General features: G+C 61.9%; 17 protein-coding genes. 7 read left to right on the top strand and 10 right to left on the bottom strand.

Translation table 11 applies throughout. The features are described from left to right. Positions 1-63: 63 nt before the first annotated feature. Genes RHE_RS26240 through RHE_RS26255 form a run of 4 tightly spaced genes read left to right on the top strand, consistent with a single transcriptional unit; the run spans position 64 to position 5,097 of the window. Positions 64-1,314: a sarcosine oxidase subunit beta family protein gene (locus tag RHE_RS26240; RefSeq protein ID WP_011428277.1), complete on the top strand. Its 1,251-nt coding sequence runs from the start codon at positions 64-66 to the stop codon at positions 1,312-1,314. A gap of 12 nt (positions 1,315-1,326) precedes the next feature. Beyond that, a complete protein-coding gene (locus RHE_RS26245; RefSeq protein ID WP_011428278.1) occupies positions 1,327-1,608 on the top strand; it encodes a sarcosine oxidase subunit delta in 282 nt (93 codons plus the stop codon). Then, on the top strand, positions 1,605-4,559 hold the full coding sequence (locus tag RHE_RS26250) for a sarcosine oxidase subunit alpha family protein (RefSeq protein WP_011428279.1): 2,955 nt from the start codon (positions 1,605-1,607) through the stop codon (positions 4,557-4,559). Before RHE_RS26245 ends, RHE_RS26250 begins: the two co-directional genes overlap by 4 nt. Beyond that, the gene (locus RHE_RS26255; RefSeq protein ID WP_011428280.1) at positions 4,552-5,097 is read left to right on the top strand and encodes a sarcosine oxidase subunit gamma family protein; all 546 of its coding nucleotides are present in this window, start codon (positions 4,552-4,554) and stop codon (positions 5,095-5,097) included. Before RHE_RS26250 ends, RHE_RS26255 begins: the two co-directional genes overlap by 8 nt. A 140-nt stretch (positions 5,098-5,237) precedes the next feature. Here RHE_RS26255 and RHE_RS26260 read toward each other — a convergent pair whose 3' ends face one another. From RHE_RS26260 to RHE_RS26275, 4 genes are all read right to left on the bottom strand, one after another. After that, positions 5,238-5,654: a hypothetical protein gene (locus tag RHE_RS26260; RefSeq protein WP_011428281.1), complete on the bottom strand. Its 417-nt coding sequence runs from the start codon at positions 5,652-5,654 to the stop codon at positions 5,238-5,240. A gap of 54 nt (positions 5,655-5,708) precedes the next feature. Further along, a complete protein-coding gene (locus RHE_RS26265) occupies positions 5,709-6,128 on the bottom strand; it encodes a hypothetical protein (protein ID WP_011428282.1) in 420 nt (139 codons plus the stop codon). A gap of 498 nt (positions 6,129-6,626) precedes the next feature. Further along, entirely contained in the window at positions 6,627-7,904 is a 1,278-nt protein-coding gene (locus tag RHE_RS26270; RefSeq protein WP_011428283.1) for an L-fuconate dehydratase, read from the bottom strand. 78 nt (positions 7,905-7,982) lie between these two features. Further along, a complete protein-coding gene (locus RHE_RS26275) occupies positions 7,983-8,717 on the bottom strand; it encodes an SDR family oxidoreductase (RefSeq protein WP_011428284.1) in 735 nt (244 codons plus the stop codon). 293 nt (positions 8,718-9,010) lie between these two features. Here RHE_RS26275 and RHE_RS26280 point away from each other — a divergent pair, with 293 nt between their 5' ends. The 3 genes from RHE_RS26280 to RHE_RS26290 all read left to right on the top strand — a co-directional run bounded on the left by RHE_RS26280 (position 9,011) and on the right by RHE_RS26290 (position 11,389). Then, positions 9,011-9,796, top strand: a complete 786-nt coding sequence (locus tag RHE_RS26280) for an IclR family transcriptional regulator (RefSeq protein WP_011428285.1) — start codon at positions 9,011-9,013, stop codon at positions 9,794-9,796. 89 nt (positions 9,797-9,885) lie between these two features. After that, positions 9,886-10,722 (top strand): amidohydrolase family protein, encoded by an 837-nt coding sequence (locus tag RHE_RS26285; protein WP_020923242.1) that lies wholly within the window; start codon positions 9,886-9,888, stop codon positions 10,720-10,722. Between the two features lie 262 nt (positions 10,723-10,984). After that, positions 10,985-11,389 carry a helix-turn-helix domain-containing protein gene (locus RHE_RS26290; protein ID WP_011428287.1) on the top strand — a complete coding sequence of 135 codons (405 nt, stop codon included), beginning with the start codon at positions 10,985-10,987 and terminating at the stop codon, positions 11,387-11,389. 41 nt (positions 11,390-11,430) lie between these two features. Here the strand turns inward: RHE_RS26290 and RHE_RS26295 are convergent, their stop codons facing one another. From RHE_RS26295 to nadC, 6 genes are all read right to left on the bottom strand, one after another. After that, positions 11,431-11,697, bottom strand: coding sequence for a hypothetical protein (locus tag RHE_RS26295; protein ID WP_004668299.1), 267 nt, complete (start codon positions 11,695-11,697; stop codon positions 11,431-11,433). 64 nt (positions 11,698-11,761) lie between these two features. Continuing rightward, complete coding sequence (locus tag RHE_RS26300; RefSeq protein ID WP_011428289.1) at positions 11,762-12,505, bottom strand: TfuA-like protein; 744 nt, start codon at positions 12,503-12,505, stop codon at positions 11,762-11,764. Further along, positions 12,502-13,764, bottom strand: coding sequence for a YcaO-like family protein (locus RHE_RS26305; RefSeq protein ID WP_011428290.1), 1,263 nt, complete (start codon positions 13,762-13,764; stop codon positions 12,502-12,504). Before RHE_RS26305 ends, RHE_RS26300 begins: the two co-directional genes overlap by 4 nt. A gap of 13 nt (positions 13,765-13,777) precedes the next feature. Further along, positions 13,778-13,921 carry a hypothetical protein gene (locus tag RHE_RS33860; RefSeq protein ID WP_166486945.1) on the bottom strand — a complete coding sequence of 48 codons (144 nt, stop codon included), beginning with the start codon at positions 13,919-13,921 and terminating at the stop codon, positions 13,778-13,780. 103 nt (positions 13,922-14,024) lie between these two features. After that, the gene (locus tag RHE_RS26310) at positions 14,025-15,980 is read right to left on the bottom strand and encodes a BTAD domain-containing putative transcriptional regulator (RefSeq protein ID WP_041679087.1); all 1,956 of its coding nucleotides are present in this window, start codon (positions 15,978-15,980) and stop codon (positions 14,025-14,027) included. Between the two features lie 266 nt (positions 15,981-16,246). Beyond that, entirely contained in the window at positions 16,247-17,113 is an 867-nt protein-coding gene (nadC, locus tag RHE_RS26315) for a carboxylating nicotinate-nucleotide diphosphorylase (protein WP_011428292.1), read from the bottom strand. Position 17,114 lies beyond the last annotated feature (1 nt).

A 17,114-nucleotide genomic window follows, 5' to 3' on the forward strand; every position in this document is an offset into this window, starting at 1 on the left:
CCAATTGCGCAAGTCGATCCCTTCCCTTCTGTCATCATGCTGTCATTCTTTTCGGGTTGACCCATGCGCTATTCCGTTCTTTCGATCTTTCTCAACGGCCTTCGCGGCAACAAAGGCTGGGCGCCTGCCTGGCGCGACCCGGCACCGAAACCGCATTACGATGTCGTCATCGTCGGCGGCGGCGGTCACGGCCTTGCCACCGCCTATTATCTCGCCAAGGAATTCGGCATCACCAACGTCGCCGTGCTCGAAAAGGGCTATCTCGGCTCCGGCAATATCGGCCGGAACACGACGATCATCCGCTCGAACTACCTGCTGCCGGGCAACAACCCTTTCTACGAGCTGTCGATGAAGCTCTGGGAAGGGCTGGAGCAGGACTTCAACTTCAACGCCATGGTCTCGCAGCGCGGCGTGCTCAACCTCTTCCATTCCGATGTGCAGCGTGATGCCTATACGCGCCGCGGCAACGCCATGCGGCTGCACGGCGTCGATGCCGAGCTGCTCGACCGGCAGGCGGTGCGTAAAAAACTGCCCTTCCTCGATTTCGACAATGCGCGTTTCCCCGTGATGGGGGGCCTGTTCCATCCGCGCGGCGGCACGGTGCGCCACGATGCGGTCGCCTGGGGCTATGCCCGCGGCGCAGACAGTCACGGCGTCGACATCATCACCCACTGCGAAGTCACCGGCATCCGCCGCGAAAACGGTCAAGTCACCGGGGTTGAGACCAGCAGGGGCTTCATCGGCTGCGGCAAGCTGGCGCTGGCGGCGGCTGGCAATTCCACCGTCGTCGCCGATATGGCCGGCCTTCGCCTGCCGATCGAAAGCCATGTGCTGCAGGCCTTCGTGTCCGAAGGGTTGAAACCCTTCATCGACAATGTCGTCACCTTCGGCGCCGGGCATTTTTACGTGTCCCAGTCGGACAAGGGCGGTCTCGTCTTCGGCGGCGATATTGACGGGTATAATTCCTATGCCCAGCGCGGCAATCTGGCGACGGTCGAGCATGTCGCCGAAGCCGGGATCGCGATGATCCCGTCGCTGTCGCGCGTGCGTTTTCTCCGTTCCTGGGGCGGAGTTATGGATATGAGCATGGACGGCTCGCCAATCATCGACCGCACCCATATCGGCAATCTCTATCTCAACGCCGGCTGGTGCTACGGCGGCTTCAAGGCCACGCCCGCCTCCGGCTTCTGCTACGCCCATCTGATCGCCCGCAATACGCCGCATCAGACGGCCCGCGCCTTCCGGCTCGACCGTTTCGAGCGCGGCTATCAGATCGATGAAAAAGGCGTCGGCGCTCAGCCCAATCTGCACTGAGGACATTCGACCATGGCAAGCCTGATTTCATGTCCCCATTGCGGCCTCCGGCCCAAGGAGGAATTCTCAATCCGCGGCGATGCGAACCTTGTCCGGCCGGCGCCGGATGCCGGCGCGGAGGTCTGGTACGACTATGTCTATCTGCGCGACAATCCGAAGGGCAGGCACAGCGAATACTGGCATCACTCCTCCGGATGCCGCCGCTGGCTGATCGTCGAGCGTGATACCGTCAGCCATGCCGTCCATGGCGTCAGGGATGCCGCCGGTTCGAAGCTCGGCGGAGAACCGGCATGACGAGCTTCCGTCTTTCCTCCGGCGGCCGCATCGACCGGGCCACGACCCTTGGCTTCAGCTTTGACGGCAAGGCGCTGGAAGGCCATCCGGGCGACACGCTCGCCTCGGCGCTGCTTGCCAATGGTATCAAGCTCGTCGGCCGCAGCTTCAAATATCACCGCCCGCGCGGCATTCTGACGGCGGGCGCGGCCGAACCGAACGCGCTGGTGACGATAGGCAGCGGCGGGCGCACCGAACCGAATACGCGCGCGACGATGATCGAGCTCTACGGGGGGCTGGCGGCAAAGAGCCAGAACCGCTGGCCGTCGCTCGGTTTCGACGTCGGCGCCGTCAACGGGCTGCTCGCGCCTTTCCTCAGCGCCGGTTTCTACTACAAGACGTTCATGTGGCCGGCGGCCCTCTGGGAAAAGCTCTACGAGCCGGTGATCCGCAAGGCGGCGGGCCTTGGCCGAGCCTCCTACGAAGCCGATCCCGATGCCTATGAGAAATGCTGGGCGCATTGCGATCTGCTGGTGATCGGCGCCGGCCCTGCCGGCCTTGCCGCAGCGCTCACTGCCGGCCGTGCCGGCGCCCGCGTCATCCTCGCCGACGAAGGCTCCGAACTCGGCGGCAGCCTGCTCTCGGACAGCGGCGCCGTCGACGGCGAACCGGCGGACGCTCTTCTCGGCGAGCTGTTGGCCGAACTCGAAGGACTGGCGAATGTGCGCCGTCTGCCGCGCACGACGGTTTTCGGCTGGTACGACGACAATGTCTTCGGCGCACTCGAACGTGTGCAGAAGCATGTGGCGATGCCCGATCCGGATCGTCCGGTCGAACGGTTGTGGCGTATCGTCGCCCGGCAGGCGATCCTTGCGACAGGTGCCGAGGAGCGGCCGCTCGTCTTCGGCGGTAACGATATTCCCGGCGTGATGATGGCAGGGGCCATGCGCAGCTATCTCAACCGGCAGGCGGTCGCGCCGGGCCAAAGCACGGTGATCTTTACCACCAACGATACCGGATATGACACCGCCGCCGACCTTGAAGCCGCCAGCCTTCGAGTTGCGGCGATCGTCGACAGCCGCGCCGATGGCGGCAAGAGCTGGCAGGGCCGCGCCGAGGTACTGAAGGGCGCCCGGGTGATCGACGCGTTCGGCGGCAAGCGCCTGCGCGGCGTCAGCGTCGGGACCGAAGACGGTGTTCGCCGGATTGAGGCGGATGCGCTTGCTATGTCGGGCGGCTGGAGCCCAATCATCCATCTTGCCTGCCATCGCGGCGGCAAGCCGCACTGGTCGCACGAGACTGCAGCGTTTCTGGCGCCGGCTGCGCAGGATGGTCTTGCCATTACCGGCTCGGCTGCCGGCCTTGCGCAGACTGCAGCCTGCCTCGGCGACGGGGCGGGAAAGGCTGCCGCGGCATTGAAGGCAATCGGCCTTGCAGCGGAACCGGCCTTTGCCTCAGCCACCGAGACGGCTCAGCGCACGAAGCCGCTCTGGTCGGTCAAAGGCTCGAAGGGCAAGGCTTTCGTCGATTACCAGAACGACGTGCATCTCAAAGATCTCGGTCTTGCCATGCGCGAGGGCTACGGCCATGTCGAGCTTGCCAAGCGTTATACGACGAGCGGCATGGCGACCGACCAGGGCAAGCTTTCCAACATCAACGCCATCGGCATTCTGGCCGAAGCGCGCGGCGTTTCGCCGGCGGAGGTGGGAACGACGACCTTCCGGCCCTTCTATACGCCGGTCTCCTTCGGCGCCTTGACCGGGGCATCGCGCGGCAAGGATTTCCAGCCGGCGCGCAAATCGCCGCTGCATGGCTGGGCTGAGAAGAACGGCGCGGTCTTCGTCGAAACCGGCCTCTGGTATCGCTCCTCCTGGTTTCCGCGCGCGGGCGAGGCGACGTGGCGCGACAGCGTCGACCGCGAAGTGCTGAATATCCGCAAAAATGCCGGCCTCTGCGACGTCTCCACCCTCGGCAAGATTGAAATCTTCGGCCGCGATGCCGCGACCTTCCTCGACCGGGTCTATTGCAACGGCTTCGCCAAGCTTGCCGTCGGCAAGGCGCGTTATGGCATCATGCTGCGCGAGGACGGCTTCATCTATGACGACGGCACCACCAGCCGCTTCAGCGACGAGCATTTCTTCATGACGACGACGACGGCGCTTGCCGCCGGCGTACTCACCCATCTCGAATTCTGCGCCCAGACGCTGTGGCCGGAACTCGACGTCTGCTTCGCCTCCTCGACCGACCAATGGGCGCAGATGGCCGTTGCCGGGCCGAAGTCCCGGGCCATCCTCGCCGAGATCGTCGACGAGGATATCTCCGATGCCGCCTTCCCCTTCATGAGCGCCCGCGAGATTTCGCTGTTCGGCGGCCGTCTCGAAGGCCGGCTGTTCCGCATCTCCTTCTCCGGCGAACGCGCCTACGAGCTGGCGGTGCCGGCCGGCTACGGCGAAAGCGTTGCCGACGCCATCATGGCCGCCGGCGAAAAACACGGCATCTGCGCCTACGGCGCCGAAGCGCTCGGCGTCCTGCGCATCGAGAAGGGCCATGTCACCCACGCCGAGATCAACGGCACGGTCACACCGGGCGATCTCGGCTTCGGCCGTATGGTCTCGACCACCAAGCTGGATTTCATCGGTAAGGCGATGCTCGCCCGTGAGGGCCTGCAGGATCCCGAGCGTCCGCGTCTTGTCGGCGTCATGCCGCTCAATCCGGCAAGCAGCTTCCGCACCGGTTCGCATATTCTTGCCGAGGGCGCTGCGGCGACGCTTGAAAACGATCAGGGCTATGTTACGTCGAGTGCCTTTTCGCCGACGCTCGGCCATAAGATCGGTCTGGCGCTCGTCCGGCGCGGGCCGGAGCGCATCGGTGAGAAGGTGACGGTCTGGAACGGGCTGCACAATGAATACACTGATGCGGTGCTCTGCCAGCCCGTCTTCATCGATCCCGAAAACGAGAAGCTTCATGCCTGATCTTCCCCAGCACAAACCGGTTCTCGCCGGGACGGCACATAACGTAACGGGACCCGGCCTCCGGCTGGAAGCCTTGCCGGAGGGCCATCTGCTGCATGTGCTCGGTGAAATCGAGCCGGCGGCGCTCGCCGCTGAACTGACGAAGGCGGGCTTTGCGGAAAGCTCGATCCGTCAGGCCGGTTTCCGGCAATGGTTCGTCGCCGGCGATGAGCCGCTTGCCCCCGCAGGTCTTAACGCTCTTACGGCAGCGCTCGCAGGGAAAGCCTTCGTCACCGACCAGAGCCACGGCCGCATCCGCATCGGCGTGTCCGGCCACTCCTCAAGGCTGCTTCTTTCCAAAGGTACGGCGGTCGATCTTGACCCCAGCGTCTTTGCGGAAGGCCGCTCTGTGATGACGATGATCGGCCACATCTCCGTGCAGATCGCCCGCACCGGCGACGACAGTTTCGAACTCACGGTCCTACGCAGCTTCGCCGAAAGCCTCTGGGAAGATCTGCGGCACATGGCGGCGAGCGCCGAAAAAGATAGCGGCGCATAAGACCATCATGGACCGGGTAGTTCCCTCGCACGGGTCGCCGCGACGCTTGATCGAATTGTCCGTTTTCTCTCCCCACCGATCCAGAAGGCGTCATCCGCAACTGCGCGCTCCTGTGATCAATCGGCTAGTCGAAAACCCTGTCAGTCAACGACAGTTACACGAGCGGTGATCTCCCAAACGCCGGCCTCCGACTCGCTTGACTCTCGCAACCTTACTTTATCGGATCCGGTGAACCCGGCGCCGGGCGTGTAGTAAACCACAGCTCCGTCGACCTTGCGGCCATTGCATTTGTAGCGAGGACTGCTTCGCGCGAAATTCGGAAACACCTTTTCATGGACGATTTGGATCTTTCCGTGTTTGCCGCCGTCCAGAACCTTTAGGCGCGGCAGGGCAGCCGTCGTGCAGTCAGGATGCACAAATGACGATTGGTAAATGACGGTTCGACTGCCTGAGATGACCGTAGCGGAGGTACTCTCCTTCTCGATCGCCTGAGCTTGGGCGTGCCCTCCCTCAAGGAGAAGGAGCGCCGAATAAAAAAGTGCGTATCGCACGTTCATGTGAGGCTCACAGTATGGAGGTTGGATTCTGGGGCGACCGCCATCACAGCATGGCTATTCGACAACGGTAATGTTCAGGACCCCTTCGTCGACGACGCCGTTTTTATAGGACGTGCGAACAACAACTCTGTCCTTACCGACAAAGCCTTCGTCAGACGTGTAGTACCCTACCGTGGCGGGTACCTTTGTGCCATTGCACTTTTTATATTCGCCCTTGCCATTGGGGAACGCGAGTTCGCGCACACTCTCCACCTTGCCGTGCTTCGGCGCCTCACGGATGCGGACCTCGGGCACTGTTCTCATGCTGCAGTCAGGATTGATGAGGAAGGCGACACCCAGCCTGGTGCGCTCGCCGCTCGCCACACTGATGTTCTTTTCATAGCGCGTCAAACCATCGGGAGTTACTGTCGTGCAACCAGCCAATACTGCATTGAACGACATTGCGGTGATCGATAGAAGAAATGCTTTCCTCATTGGACCCTCTGTTGTCATTGTTGATTTGTTGTTTGGGCCGGCCCGCCTAGCTGCTCGACGATGGCTCCGGTCTGATGATGGTGTCTGGAATTGAAGGGAAAGCATCTAGACAAAACAGTATCTGGCAAAATGGAAAATCTGGAAACGAGAGCGTCATTGCCTGGCTGCAATTAAAGATGACTTAAATCCAAGTTTGGGCTCTTAAACAATTATCGCCGCTGAACAAGGGGCTGGCGCAAAATACCTTTGGAAAGTTGCAATTTCCAGTACGGTTGCATGATCTCGTGCGGGCGCAAAAGAGCTATTGCAAAACAATCACTTTCCCGGATGGCACGGAGGGATCGAAGACCATCGGCCTGATTGTCGCAGAGCTGGATAATCTCGAGACCATACACGCGGCCTGCGCAAGCATCATGCCGCCGGTGATGCGGTGCGTGCGAGGTCGTGCGACGGCTTGGACCGGTTCCGAATGCCCTCAAAACCGGATCAAACCTTTGTTTAGCTCCGGAACGTATATTCGCTGATCGAAGTTGGCTTCATCTCGATAGAAAAGCCCGGCAGGGTGGGCGGCATATAGGCGGCGTTCTCGATCCGGCAGGGATCGAGGAAATGTTCGTGCAGGTGATCGACATACTCGATGACGCGGCCTTCCTTGGTGCCCGATACCGCGACATAGTCGATCATCGACAGATGCTGCACATATTCGCAGAGGCCGACGCCGCCGGCATGCGGCCAGACCGGCAAACCGAACTTGGCGGCGATCAGCAGGACGGAGAGGACCTCGTTCAGCCCGCCCATGCGGCAGGAATCGATCTGGACAATGTCGATCGCGCCTTCGGCAATGAACTGCTTGAACATGACGCGGTTCTGGCACATCTCGCCGGTCGCGACCTTCACCGGGCTGATTGCCTGGCGGATCTTGCGGTGGCCGGCGATGTCGTCGGGGCTTGTGGGCTCCTCGATGAAGAAGGGCTTGGCGAAAGCAAGCGCCTTGACCCAGTCGATCGCCTGACCGACATCCCAGACCTGGTTGGCGTCGATCATCAGGTAACGATCGGGACCGATCACTTCGCGGGCGATTCTCAGACGGCGGATATCGTCTTGAAGATCGCGCCCGACCTTCATCTTGATATGGTTGAAGCCGGAATCGATCGCCTCCTGGCAGAGCCGACGCAATTTCTCGTCCTCGTAACCCAGCCAACCGGCCGAGGTTGTGTAGCAGGCGTAACCCTCCTTTTCGAGGATGGCGATCCGTTGCGCCTTGCCGGCTTCAGCCTTCTTGAGGATAGCGACCGCTTCATCGCGCGTCAGCACGTCGGTGAGGTAGCGGTAGTCGACAATATCGGCGATTTCTTCCGGCGACATATCGGCGACGAGCCGCCAGACCGGCTTGCCAGCCTGTTTGGCGAGCAGATCCCAGACGGCGTTGACGACCGCACCGGTCGCCAGGTGCATGGCACCCTTTTCCGGGCCGATCCAGCGTAACTGGCTGTCGCTCGTCAGATGCCGCCAGAACTTACCGGGATGGGCAAGCACGTCGCCGAGATCGGCGCCGACGACGAGGTGGCGCATCGCCTCGATCGCCATGCAGCAAATGTCATTGCCGCGGCCGATGGTGAAGGTCAGGCCATGGCCGGCAAGGCCTGGAACATCCGTGGCGAGAATGACATAGGCGGCCGAATAGTCGGGATCGGGGTTCATCGCGTCGGATCCATCCAGGCTTTGCGAGGTGGGAAAGCGGAGATCGAAGACGCGAAGGTCGGTGATGCGGGTCATGGTGTTCCTCCCGATTTATGGGGCCAATTGCGATAGCCGGATCGGCCGGCGGTCTGCCGGCCGCGTCATGAGCGGACGTCAGATCGTCCAGCCGCCGTCGATGGCGATCGCCTGGCCAGACGTGTAGGTAGCGCCGGCGAGATAGACGGCGAGATCGGCGATCTCTTCCGGCGTGCCGAGCCGACCCATCGGCTGGCGGGCGATGAAGGCGGCGCGGGCCGCATCATAATCGCCCTGGGCGCGCATGCGGTCCTGCAAGGACGGACTTTCCACCGTGCCGGGGCAGATGGCATTGCAGCGGATGCCTTGAGCAACATAATCGGCGGCGACCGATTTGGTAAGACCGATGACCGCCGCCTTGGTGACACCATAGGCGAAGCGATTCGGCACGCCCTTGATGCTGGAGGCGACGGAGGCCATGTTGATGATCGACCCGTCCTTGCGTTCGAGCATGCCGGGCAGCACCGCCCGAATGGTGCGGATCATTGCCTTGACGTTGAGGTCGAAAGCGAATTCGAGATCGGAATCCGGCATTTCCAGGATCGAGCCGGCATGGACGAAGCCGGCGCAGTTGAACAGCACGTCCACAGCGCCGATTTCGGCGACGAGCGCCGTGACCGCATCCCCATCGAGCACGTTGAGCTTATGGGTGGAGACGCCGGTTTCCGCGGCAAGGGTCGCCAGCGCATCGGTGTTGATGTCGGTTGCGTGGACCTTGGCGCCGGCCGCGGCAAAGGCCGCCGCCGTCGCCCGGCCGATGCCCTGGCCGGCCGCGGTGATGAGAACGGTCTTGCCGGAAAGTCTGTTTGTCATGTCACGGGCCTCTTCTGGATTGTCTACATGAGACGATGCATGCGGTTATCTTGCCGAAGGCCGAGCAGTGATGGAATAGGGCGTCCATCAGAGCCTGCCATTTTCTCTCTTTGCGTTTCGTCCGGTCTGGAGCAAGGCACGAAGCCTCGCCTCGTTTCTGCTGATCAGCTATCTTCAATTATGATTTGTCTGTTTATAGACAAACAGACGATTGGCCAAGGGTCAAGCGTGAAGTTTTCCTTTTCCGGCCGTGGTTCTGCGGATATGCAGAACAATATTCACAGGAGGAAGGAATGGAGATCGACGAATCAGACCGTTACCGCGCTCCTGCCCTCGACAAGGGCCTCGATATCCTGGAGCTGCTCGCCGGCGTCGACAGCGGCCTCACCCAGGCGGAGATCGCCAAGCGGCTCGATCGCAGCCCCAATGAATTCTATCGCATGCTCGACCGGCTGGTGCGTCGCGGTTACGTCACCCGGCTGGATGGCGATCGCTATTCACTGACGCTCAAGCTCTTCGGTCTTGCACAACTGCATGCGCCCGTGCGCCGGCTCGCTTCCTACGCCACGCCGCTGATGCGTGAGCTTGCCCAGCGTACGCGCCAGGCCAATCATCTCGCCGTCTTTGACCGCGGCGCCGCCGTTGTCATCGCCCAGCAGGAGGCACCGGACTATTGGGGCTTCTCGATCCGCATCGGCGCCCATATCAGCCTGTTCGACACCGGTTCGGGACATGTATTGCTCGCCTTCCGCAGCGACGAGGAGCGGGAGATGATGATATCGGAACATGCGCGCAACCGCGCCGATATCGACCTTGGCGCCGAATTTTACGATCGTCTCGACCATATCCGCGAGCGCGGCTACGAGATGATGGCAAGCGCCCAGACATCGGGCGTTTACAATTTGTCGGCGCCGGTTCTCGGGCCGGATCGGCGTTGCATCGCCGCCCTCACCTGCCCCTTTATCGCCCTTGTCAACGCGCCGTCCGCCCCCGACATCACCCAGACGATCACGCTGGTGCAGAAGACCGCCGCTCAGCTTTCGCTGCTGGCCGGGGCGGATGTCGTCAATTCCGGCTGAACAGGTGGGAGGAGCTCGAGAATTTCTATTTGAATAATTCATTCACGAGAAATAGGTTGCGGCAAAGCTCATTCCTGGAGGAGGAACGCGTGCTCATCGACACCCATTTGCACATCATCGACCGGTCGGCGCTTTCCTATCCCTGGCTTTCCGGTGTGCCGGCTCTCGATCATGACTTTCTCTATGAGACCTATGCCGCCGAGGCGCGGCGCTGCGGCATTACGACGGCGCTGCACATGGAGGTGGACGTCGATCCAGCCGTCATGCAGGCCGAGACCGACCACATTGCCTCTCTCGCCAAAAGGCCAGGCAACCTGATTGCCGGGGCGATTGTCTCCTGCCGTCCCGAGGAGGAAGGCTTTGCCGCCTATTTCGAGCGGCAGAAGGCCGATCCCTTCGTCAAGGGATTCCGCCGCGTGCTGCATGTCGTGCCCGACAACGTCTCGGAAGGCGCCCTGTTTCGGGACAACATCCGGCGCATCGGCGGCAGCGGCCTGACCTTCGACCTCTGCACATTGCCGCATCAGGCCGGCCGCGTCGCAGCTCTCATCGATCTCGCGCCCGACGTGCAGTTCGTACTCGATCATTGCGGCGTGCCGGATATCCGCTCCGATGCGTTCCAGCCGTGGAAAGCCGGAATATCGGAGATCGCCCGCCGGCCGAACGTGATCTGCAAGATTTCCGGCGTCGTCGCCTATGCGGAGGCGCAGACATGGACAGCGCAGACGCTGACGCCCTATATCGAACATGTCATCGCAAACTTCGGCTGGGATCGTGTCGTCTGGGGCAGCGACTGGCCGGTCTGCACGCTCGGCGGCGGCCTTTCCACCTGGGTTGCAGCGACCCATGCTCTCATCTCCGGCAGCAGCGAGGCGGAGCGGTCGAAGCTGCTCTTCGCCAATGCCCAGCGCCTCTGGTCATTGTAACCTTTTGTTTACGCCGTCCAGATCCTTTGGCTGGAAGGTCCGCCGCAAACTAGCATGCTCGGCACCCTGAAATCGGATGATGTACCCCCCAAAAGTGCTACTTTGGCATGTTTTTTGCTGCTGCTAATATGAGGCGATGCAATGTTTCGGTTTGGGACGACTTACAGCCAAACAATTGCTAGCTTTGTGTGTCTCAGTTACAAGTTGTCAGACACGGATATGGCGAATAACCTCATGTCCGTGTCCTCAGGAGGGAAAACAAATGAAAGAAGAACCGCACGCAGTAGATGTTCATGTCGGAAAGACGATCCGCATACAGCGTCTGCTGCGCAAAGTTTCGCAGACGGAATTGGGCGATCGTGTCGGCGTAACGTTTCAGCAGATCCAGAAATACGAAAAAGGCTCCAACCGCGTTTCAGCCAGCATGCTGGTTGAAATCGCCGGCGCGCTGAATGTGGACGTCAGGACGTTCTTTGACGACCTGTCGACCCCTGTAACGGCTAACGACAACCCGGCTCCCAGCGAGGAATTCGTTATTTCGCGCGAGGGTGTCCTTCTGAATGCGGCGTTCTTCTCGATCAAAAACGAAGCTCTTCGCAAGAAGATCCTGAAGCTTGTTCAGGCAATCGCCCACACCGAACAGGTCGACGGTGAAGCGGCCGAATAGGCCGGGTCTCCTTCACGCGATCTCAACGGACGGCATGAAGGTCAATGGCGATCGATCAGGATCAGATTCTCGCTAGCGTCCTTCATTGCGATCTTGGCCTTGCTGCCGAGCAGTTTCTCGAGGTTGACGTCAAGTTCCCTGTCCGGATCTATGCCGTCCCAATCGATGACGACCTGCAGCAGCGCCATGTTCGTCAGGTGCATCAGATTACGCAGCTGAAGCTTTTCAGCCTCCTCCTTGGCTGCCGACAGCAGCCGGAAGATCCTTGCGTATTCACTGCCTGTACCTTCGTTATGTTGTTCAAACATTGTCCCGCCCCTTTGGCCGTGAAGCCTCAGATTCCATCACCACTGCATCATTTCGCCGAGACCGTTATTCTAGCGTTACAGGAGTCACATTGCGTGTGACTTCCGCGTGCAAAAGCTCCCAATGCGAGGTTGCGGCAAAGCGCCAGTCACGATTGACGGGTGCGAATTCGTCGCGATGCAGCCACTCCAGCACCAGCCGCGCGTCGTTGCGTTTGCGTTCGACGCGGTTCTTGCGGAGAGCGGCTAGGAGGTGGTCGCGGCGCGGCTTGCGGAAATGGCACTCGTCGATCACCCTCGCATAGGTGCGCTCGGAAAAATGCAGGAAGCGACCGGAGAGCAGCAGTTTCTTGCGCTCACCCGTCGAAATCTCGCCGCAGGCATAAAGCGCATCGATCGTCGGTTCGAAATCGACCCAGGGTACGGAGAGCGGCAGCCAGCCAAGCGCCTGCGGCGCATGTACCAGCGCGACGGCCTCGTCGTCGAGCAGCCTCCCGGACTCGTAATCTTCGAAGATCGAGCCGAGGCCGACCATCCCGAACGGAGCGCATTCCGCAGCCCGCAATGCGCCCATGCTAGCGCCGCCGGCTACGGCGACATCATGTTCAAGCGCGTAGAGAATTTCCTTGTGCCAGACCGAAGGCAGCTCGCCGAAATAGCCGTCGACGAGGCCGATCGCGGTGGCGCCATCCTCCACCGCCTTCAGGATGTCGCCGCGGGCGGCGGGCGGGCGGAAATCGATGCAAGGAGAGATATTTCTCGCTGCGGCAAGGCCGCTACCAAGGCTCGGACCGACGAACAGAACCTTCATGATTGGGCTCCTCTCATGGTGTTGACGGCGCGCAGGCCGAGCTGGATGTACTGACCTGATATATCGACCTCCAGGCCCGGCACGATCACCCTGACGACTGAGACCGGCAAAGCCGGATGGGCAAAGGGCACGGCGACGATCTGCCCGATCCCGCTCGCCACCAGCCGGTCGGCTATGTTGTGGATGGTCTCCTGGATCGTCGCGGCACGGCGATGGCGGCTCTGAAAGGCGCGCATCCGGCCGTCGCTCTCGCAGAGTTCGACCAGCTGCTGCATCGCCGCACTCTTGTCGAGCCGCTGATAGATGCGCGGCGAGAAATCGTCGCGGCTGCCGGCGATCGCCGTCAGCCGGCTCTGCGCCGCCTCGGTGATGGCGCGCAATGCGGCGCGCACGGGATCGCGATGGCAGCCGCAGCCGCCGCAGACATGCGACCAGCGCGCGTCGACGCGGTCGGAAAGATTGCCCGGCATGATGACGGCCAGAAAAGCCGGAACGCCGACATCGGTGGTCATGTCGATGAGCAGCAGCCGCATGCCGGCGCGGGTGATCCGGTCGGTCATGACGTCGATGACCGCATCGTCGAAGGAGGCGGGGTCGATGCGGCTCTCCTGGAGGCGCTGCGGTGATTTCAGCTGGGTCAGAGCCCAGGCGTCGCGCTCGACCAGCTCGCAAAGGCCGTGCAGAACCGCTTCGGACGGCGTATTGCCGGAGGCAAGCCCATCGCTCGACTGCTCGAAGCCCGGCGGCCGCTCGCCGCGATGGTCGAGGCCGACGAGCCACCAGGGGACAAAGACGCTGCTGCCGGACAGAATGTCGAGGCCAGAGCACCAAGGGATGGGGTCACCGCCGATGTCATCGGGTGCGCATCGTGCGACATTGTCGAGATCGATCATGGCGGCGCGTTCCGCCCGCATGCTCTCCACCGTCGCCTTCGTCAGGTCGGCAGGCGCAATTTCCGCGATTCGCGTCTCGATCGCCTCCATGGCGGCCGAGGCCATGGCGGCATCATTGTCGATGCCTTTGCCCTGGAAGACCGAAAGCGTGTGGCTGTTCGGCCTCGTCGCAAAGGCGACTGGGATGTTCAGAACGTCGAGGGCGGTCAGCAGGCCGACGCGCGTGATGCCGAATCCGCGCAGATGCGGCCGGATGGCTGCAAGTGTCTGCGCCGGCATGACTGCGCGGTCGTGATATTCGCTGACGCCGGCGGATGATCGTTTGAGATCAGCGGCTAGCGTTTCAAGGTCGGCAAAGGCGGACATTCCCATCTCGTCCTTAGCGGAACTTCAGGGCATGAGTCAGGTTTTCGAGGGCGTTCGCATTGATGGTGAGTTCGTCCTGCTTCATCGCAGCCTTGGCTGCAGCCGAGAAACGCGGCTGGGACGGAATTGCGGCATTGGGTTCAACACTGGTTTTCATTGTCCATCTCCAATGGGATAGGCAGCGGGCTGCCGTTAACCATTGAAGAGGAACACTGCCGGCGTCATTTAAGCGTTACAGGCTTCGTTAAAAGGCCGCATAATCAGGGAAGTCCTGCCAGGTGCAGGCCATGAATCAGCGTTTCCGTGTAGCGAGGATCGCGATCGGGAACGAAATGGCGGATGTCCTCGCTGCGGAAATCCGGAAAATTATCCAGAACGACGCTCGCATAACCGCCAGCCTTTTTCATATCCCCCGCCATGGCGTGGGCGGCTGCGAGTAACCGGGCGGTCGCCTGCTTGGACTTCACCGGTTCAAGCGCCTCGATCGCCTGTTGGTATTCTCCGCGATCGAAGTGAATCCCGCCACGATTCCAGTAGTAATAATCGGGCGGCAGCGGATTGAGCTTGAAGGCCGCGTTGTTCAGGTCCAGCGCTTTGTCAAAGTCGCCGTAGTGGCACAGCGCATCGGCGTAGTCGGCGAGGATGTCGGCATCGTTGGGATTGAGATCCTGCGCCTGCTGGAAATAGTCCAGGCTTTCGTCGAAACGGCGGCGGTACAGCGCCACGAAACCCAACTCGCGGTAGGCCCTGCCGCTGTTCGGATCGGACTGCTGCGCCTGCCGGGCGGCGCCATTCGCCTCGTCGAGCAGTTCGGTGTCCTGCATGCCGCGGATCAGCCATTCCATGCCGAGCGCACGCGACACGCCGGCGTGGGCGGCCGAAAAATTCTCGTAACGATTGAGCGAGGATTTGAACCATTTGCGCGCCTGACGCAGATGCTGCAGGTCGGTCTGGGCGATCAGCCGCTTGCCTTCCAGATAGAGACGGTAGGCGGATGGCGGCGCATCGCCGATCGGCATCGCCAGCTCGTGGCGTTCGACGGTGTCGGCGAGCGAGGAGACGATGCGCCGTGTCAGATGCGCGAAGGATTCACTGATCTTCTGCATGACCAGCGGCAATTCCAGAGCCCAGATCACCTCCGATGTCGTCGTCCGCGTCAGACGGCAGGTCGCATAGACATCCTCGTCGCGGCCCTGGATGGTGACGTAAACCGCATAGTCGAAGCTGAGGTCGAGCGGGCGGGGCACGGCACGGGCCGGATCGACCGAACGGCTGAGGATTTCGAGGCTCGTATGGGCTGCGATCACCCTGAAGCCGCGCTGCTGGCTGAGGCCGATGGTGACGTCCTCAAGCAAGGCCCTGCCGACGCGCTCCATCAGCGGATCGGTGAAAATGCTTTCCGGCGGCAGGATGATGATCCGCGGCTGGCCGAGCAGATCGGCGAAGCCACTCGGCCCAGCCGATGGACGTTCGGCCGCAGCGGGCTGAGCTGCCGGGATCAGGCCGAGTTCGCGGGCGAGCGCGGTGGTGCTTTCCTCCGGCTCGGCGTCGAACTCGTCCTTCAGCTGGCTTTTGCACTTCAGATAAGTTTGGCGCGCCGCGGCCGGATCGTTCATCCTGACATAAGTGCGCATCAGGGCCCGATAGGCCGTCTCGCTGGCGGGGTCGAGCTCCAGCAGGCGACGGGCAAAGGCCACCTGCTCTTCATCCGATCTGTCTTCAGCGGTTTCCACCAGCCGGGTCAGATGGGCGGCGCGCAATTCGTCGACGCGCTGGCGCTCGAAAGTCAGCCAGTCCTCGGCGCCCTGCGTCGGCGACTTGGCGCTTTCGAGCAATTCGCCATTGAGAATGTCGCCGTCTTCGGCTGCGAGCGGCCCTTTCTGCTTCAGCATATGGACGTCGACTTCCCAGCCGTCGGCAAGCCCGATATGGGTTCGGGTCGCTTTCAGCAGCGGCGGCAGGGCGGCGGGAATGCTTTGCTCGATGCGCGCCAGCAGCTGGCGCAGACTGCCTGCGCGTTTTTCCGGCGCTTCCGATTGCCAGAGCTGCCGTCTGATGGTTTCGCGGTCGAGTTCGAGATTGGCTTCGGCGGCGAGCATGGCGAAGAGAAAATAAGACTTCTCCGGCAAGGGGAGTTCCCTCCCCGCTGCCAGCAATCGCGGTCTTCCGAGCAGGCAGAGCCTGTTCGTCGACATCTGTCCGGATGTCCGTTGCATCCCGCTTCTCACCCCTGAAGACCAGACGCGCATACGCACCGGTCAGGAACATGTTAGAGCGATAATAGGCCCGCGCATAGCGCAAAAAGAAGTTTTTACACCGAATATTTGCATTTTCTCACATAAGCGGCCGGAAATGCTTGCCAACACTTTGCCCCCGACGTGATTTTGATCCGTTATTCCAGCCGTTGCGGCCTCTACAGCCGCAACCAACAGCGACCGATCCTGATCGATCACAGCATCGGCGCGATCTATTTGGCGCTGGTTTATGCCGCGCCGGCGGCCTCGACGAAATCGAGGCCGATATCCAGCACGGGCGCGCTGTGCGTCAGCCAACCGACCGAAATAAGGTCGACGCCGGAAGCGGCGATTGCAGCGGCCGTTGCCGGCGTCACCCGGCCCGATGCCTCAGTGATTGCCCGCCCGGCAACGATGGCGACCGCCTCGCGCAGCTGGTCCGGCGTCATATTGTCGAGCAGAACGGCATCGACACCGACGGCCATCGCCTCCTGCAGCTGATCGAGCCTGTCCACTTCGACCTCGATCTTGACCAGATGACCGACGCCGGCCCGCGCCCGGCGGATCGCCTCGGCAACGCCGCCTGATATGGCCACGTGGTTGTCCTTGATCAGCACCGCGTCATAAAGCGCGAAACGGTGGTTCATGCCGCCGCCGGCCCGCACGGCATATTTCTCCAGCGCCCGCAGCCCTGGCGTCGTCTTGCGCGTGCAGGCGACCGAGGCCTTGGTGCCGCTGATGGCGGCGGCAATGCCGGCCGTGACGGTGGCGATGCCGGAGAGGTGGCCGAGGAAATTCAGCGCGGTGCGCTCACCGGTCAAGAGACTGCGTGACGGACCTTCGATAGTGGCGATCACGTCGCCTGATTTGACCGCATCGCCGTCCTCGATGTGGCGGCGCATGACGATTTCGGGGTCGACGAGCGTGAAGGCGAGGTCGGCCGCATCGAGGCCGGCGATCACGCCGGGCTGGCGGGCGGCCATCACCACCGTGGAGCGGTGATCTGAGGGAATGACCGACGCCGAGGTGATGTCGCCGGCAAGGCCGAGATCTTCGAGCAGGGCTGCCCGCACCAAGGGTTCGATAATCAGACGCGGAAGCGGGGCGAGGCTCATG

Source organism: Rhizobium etli CFN 42, from assembly GCF_000092045.1.
GTDB classification, from domain to species: Bacteria; Pseudomonadota; Alphaproteobacteria; order Rhizobiales; family Rhizobiaceae; genus Rhizobium; species Rhizobium etli.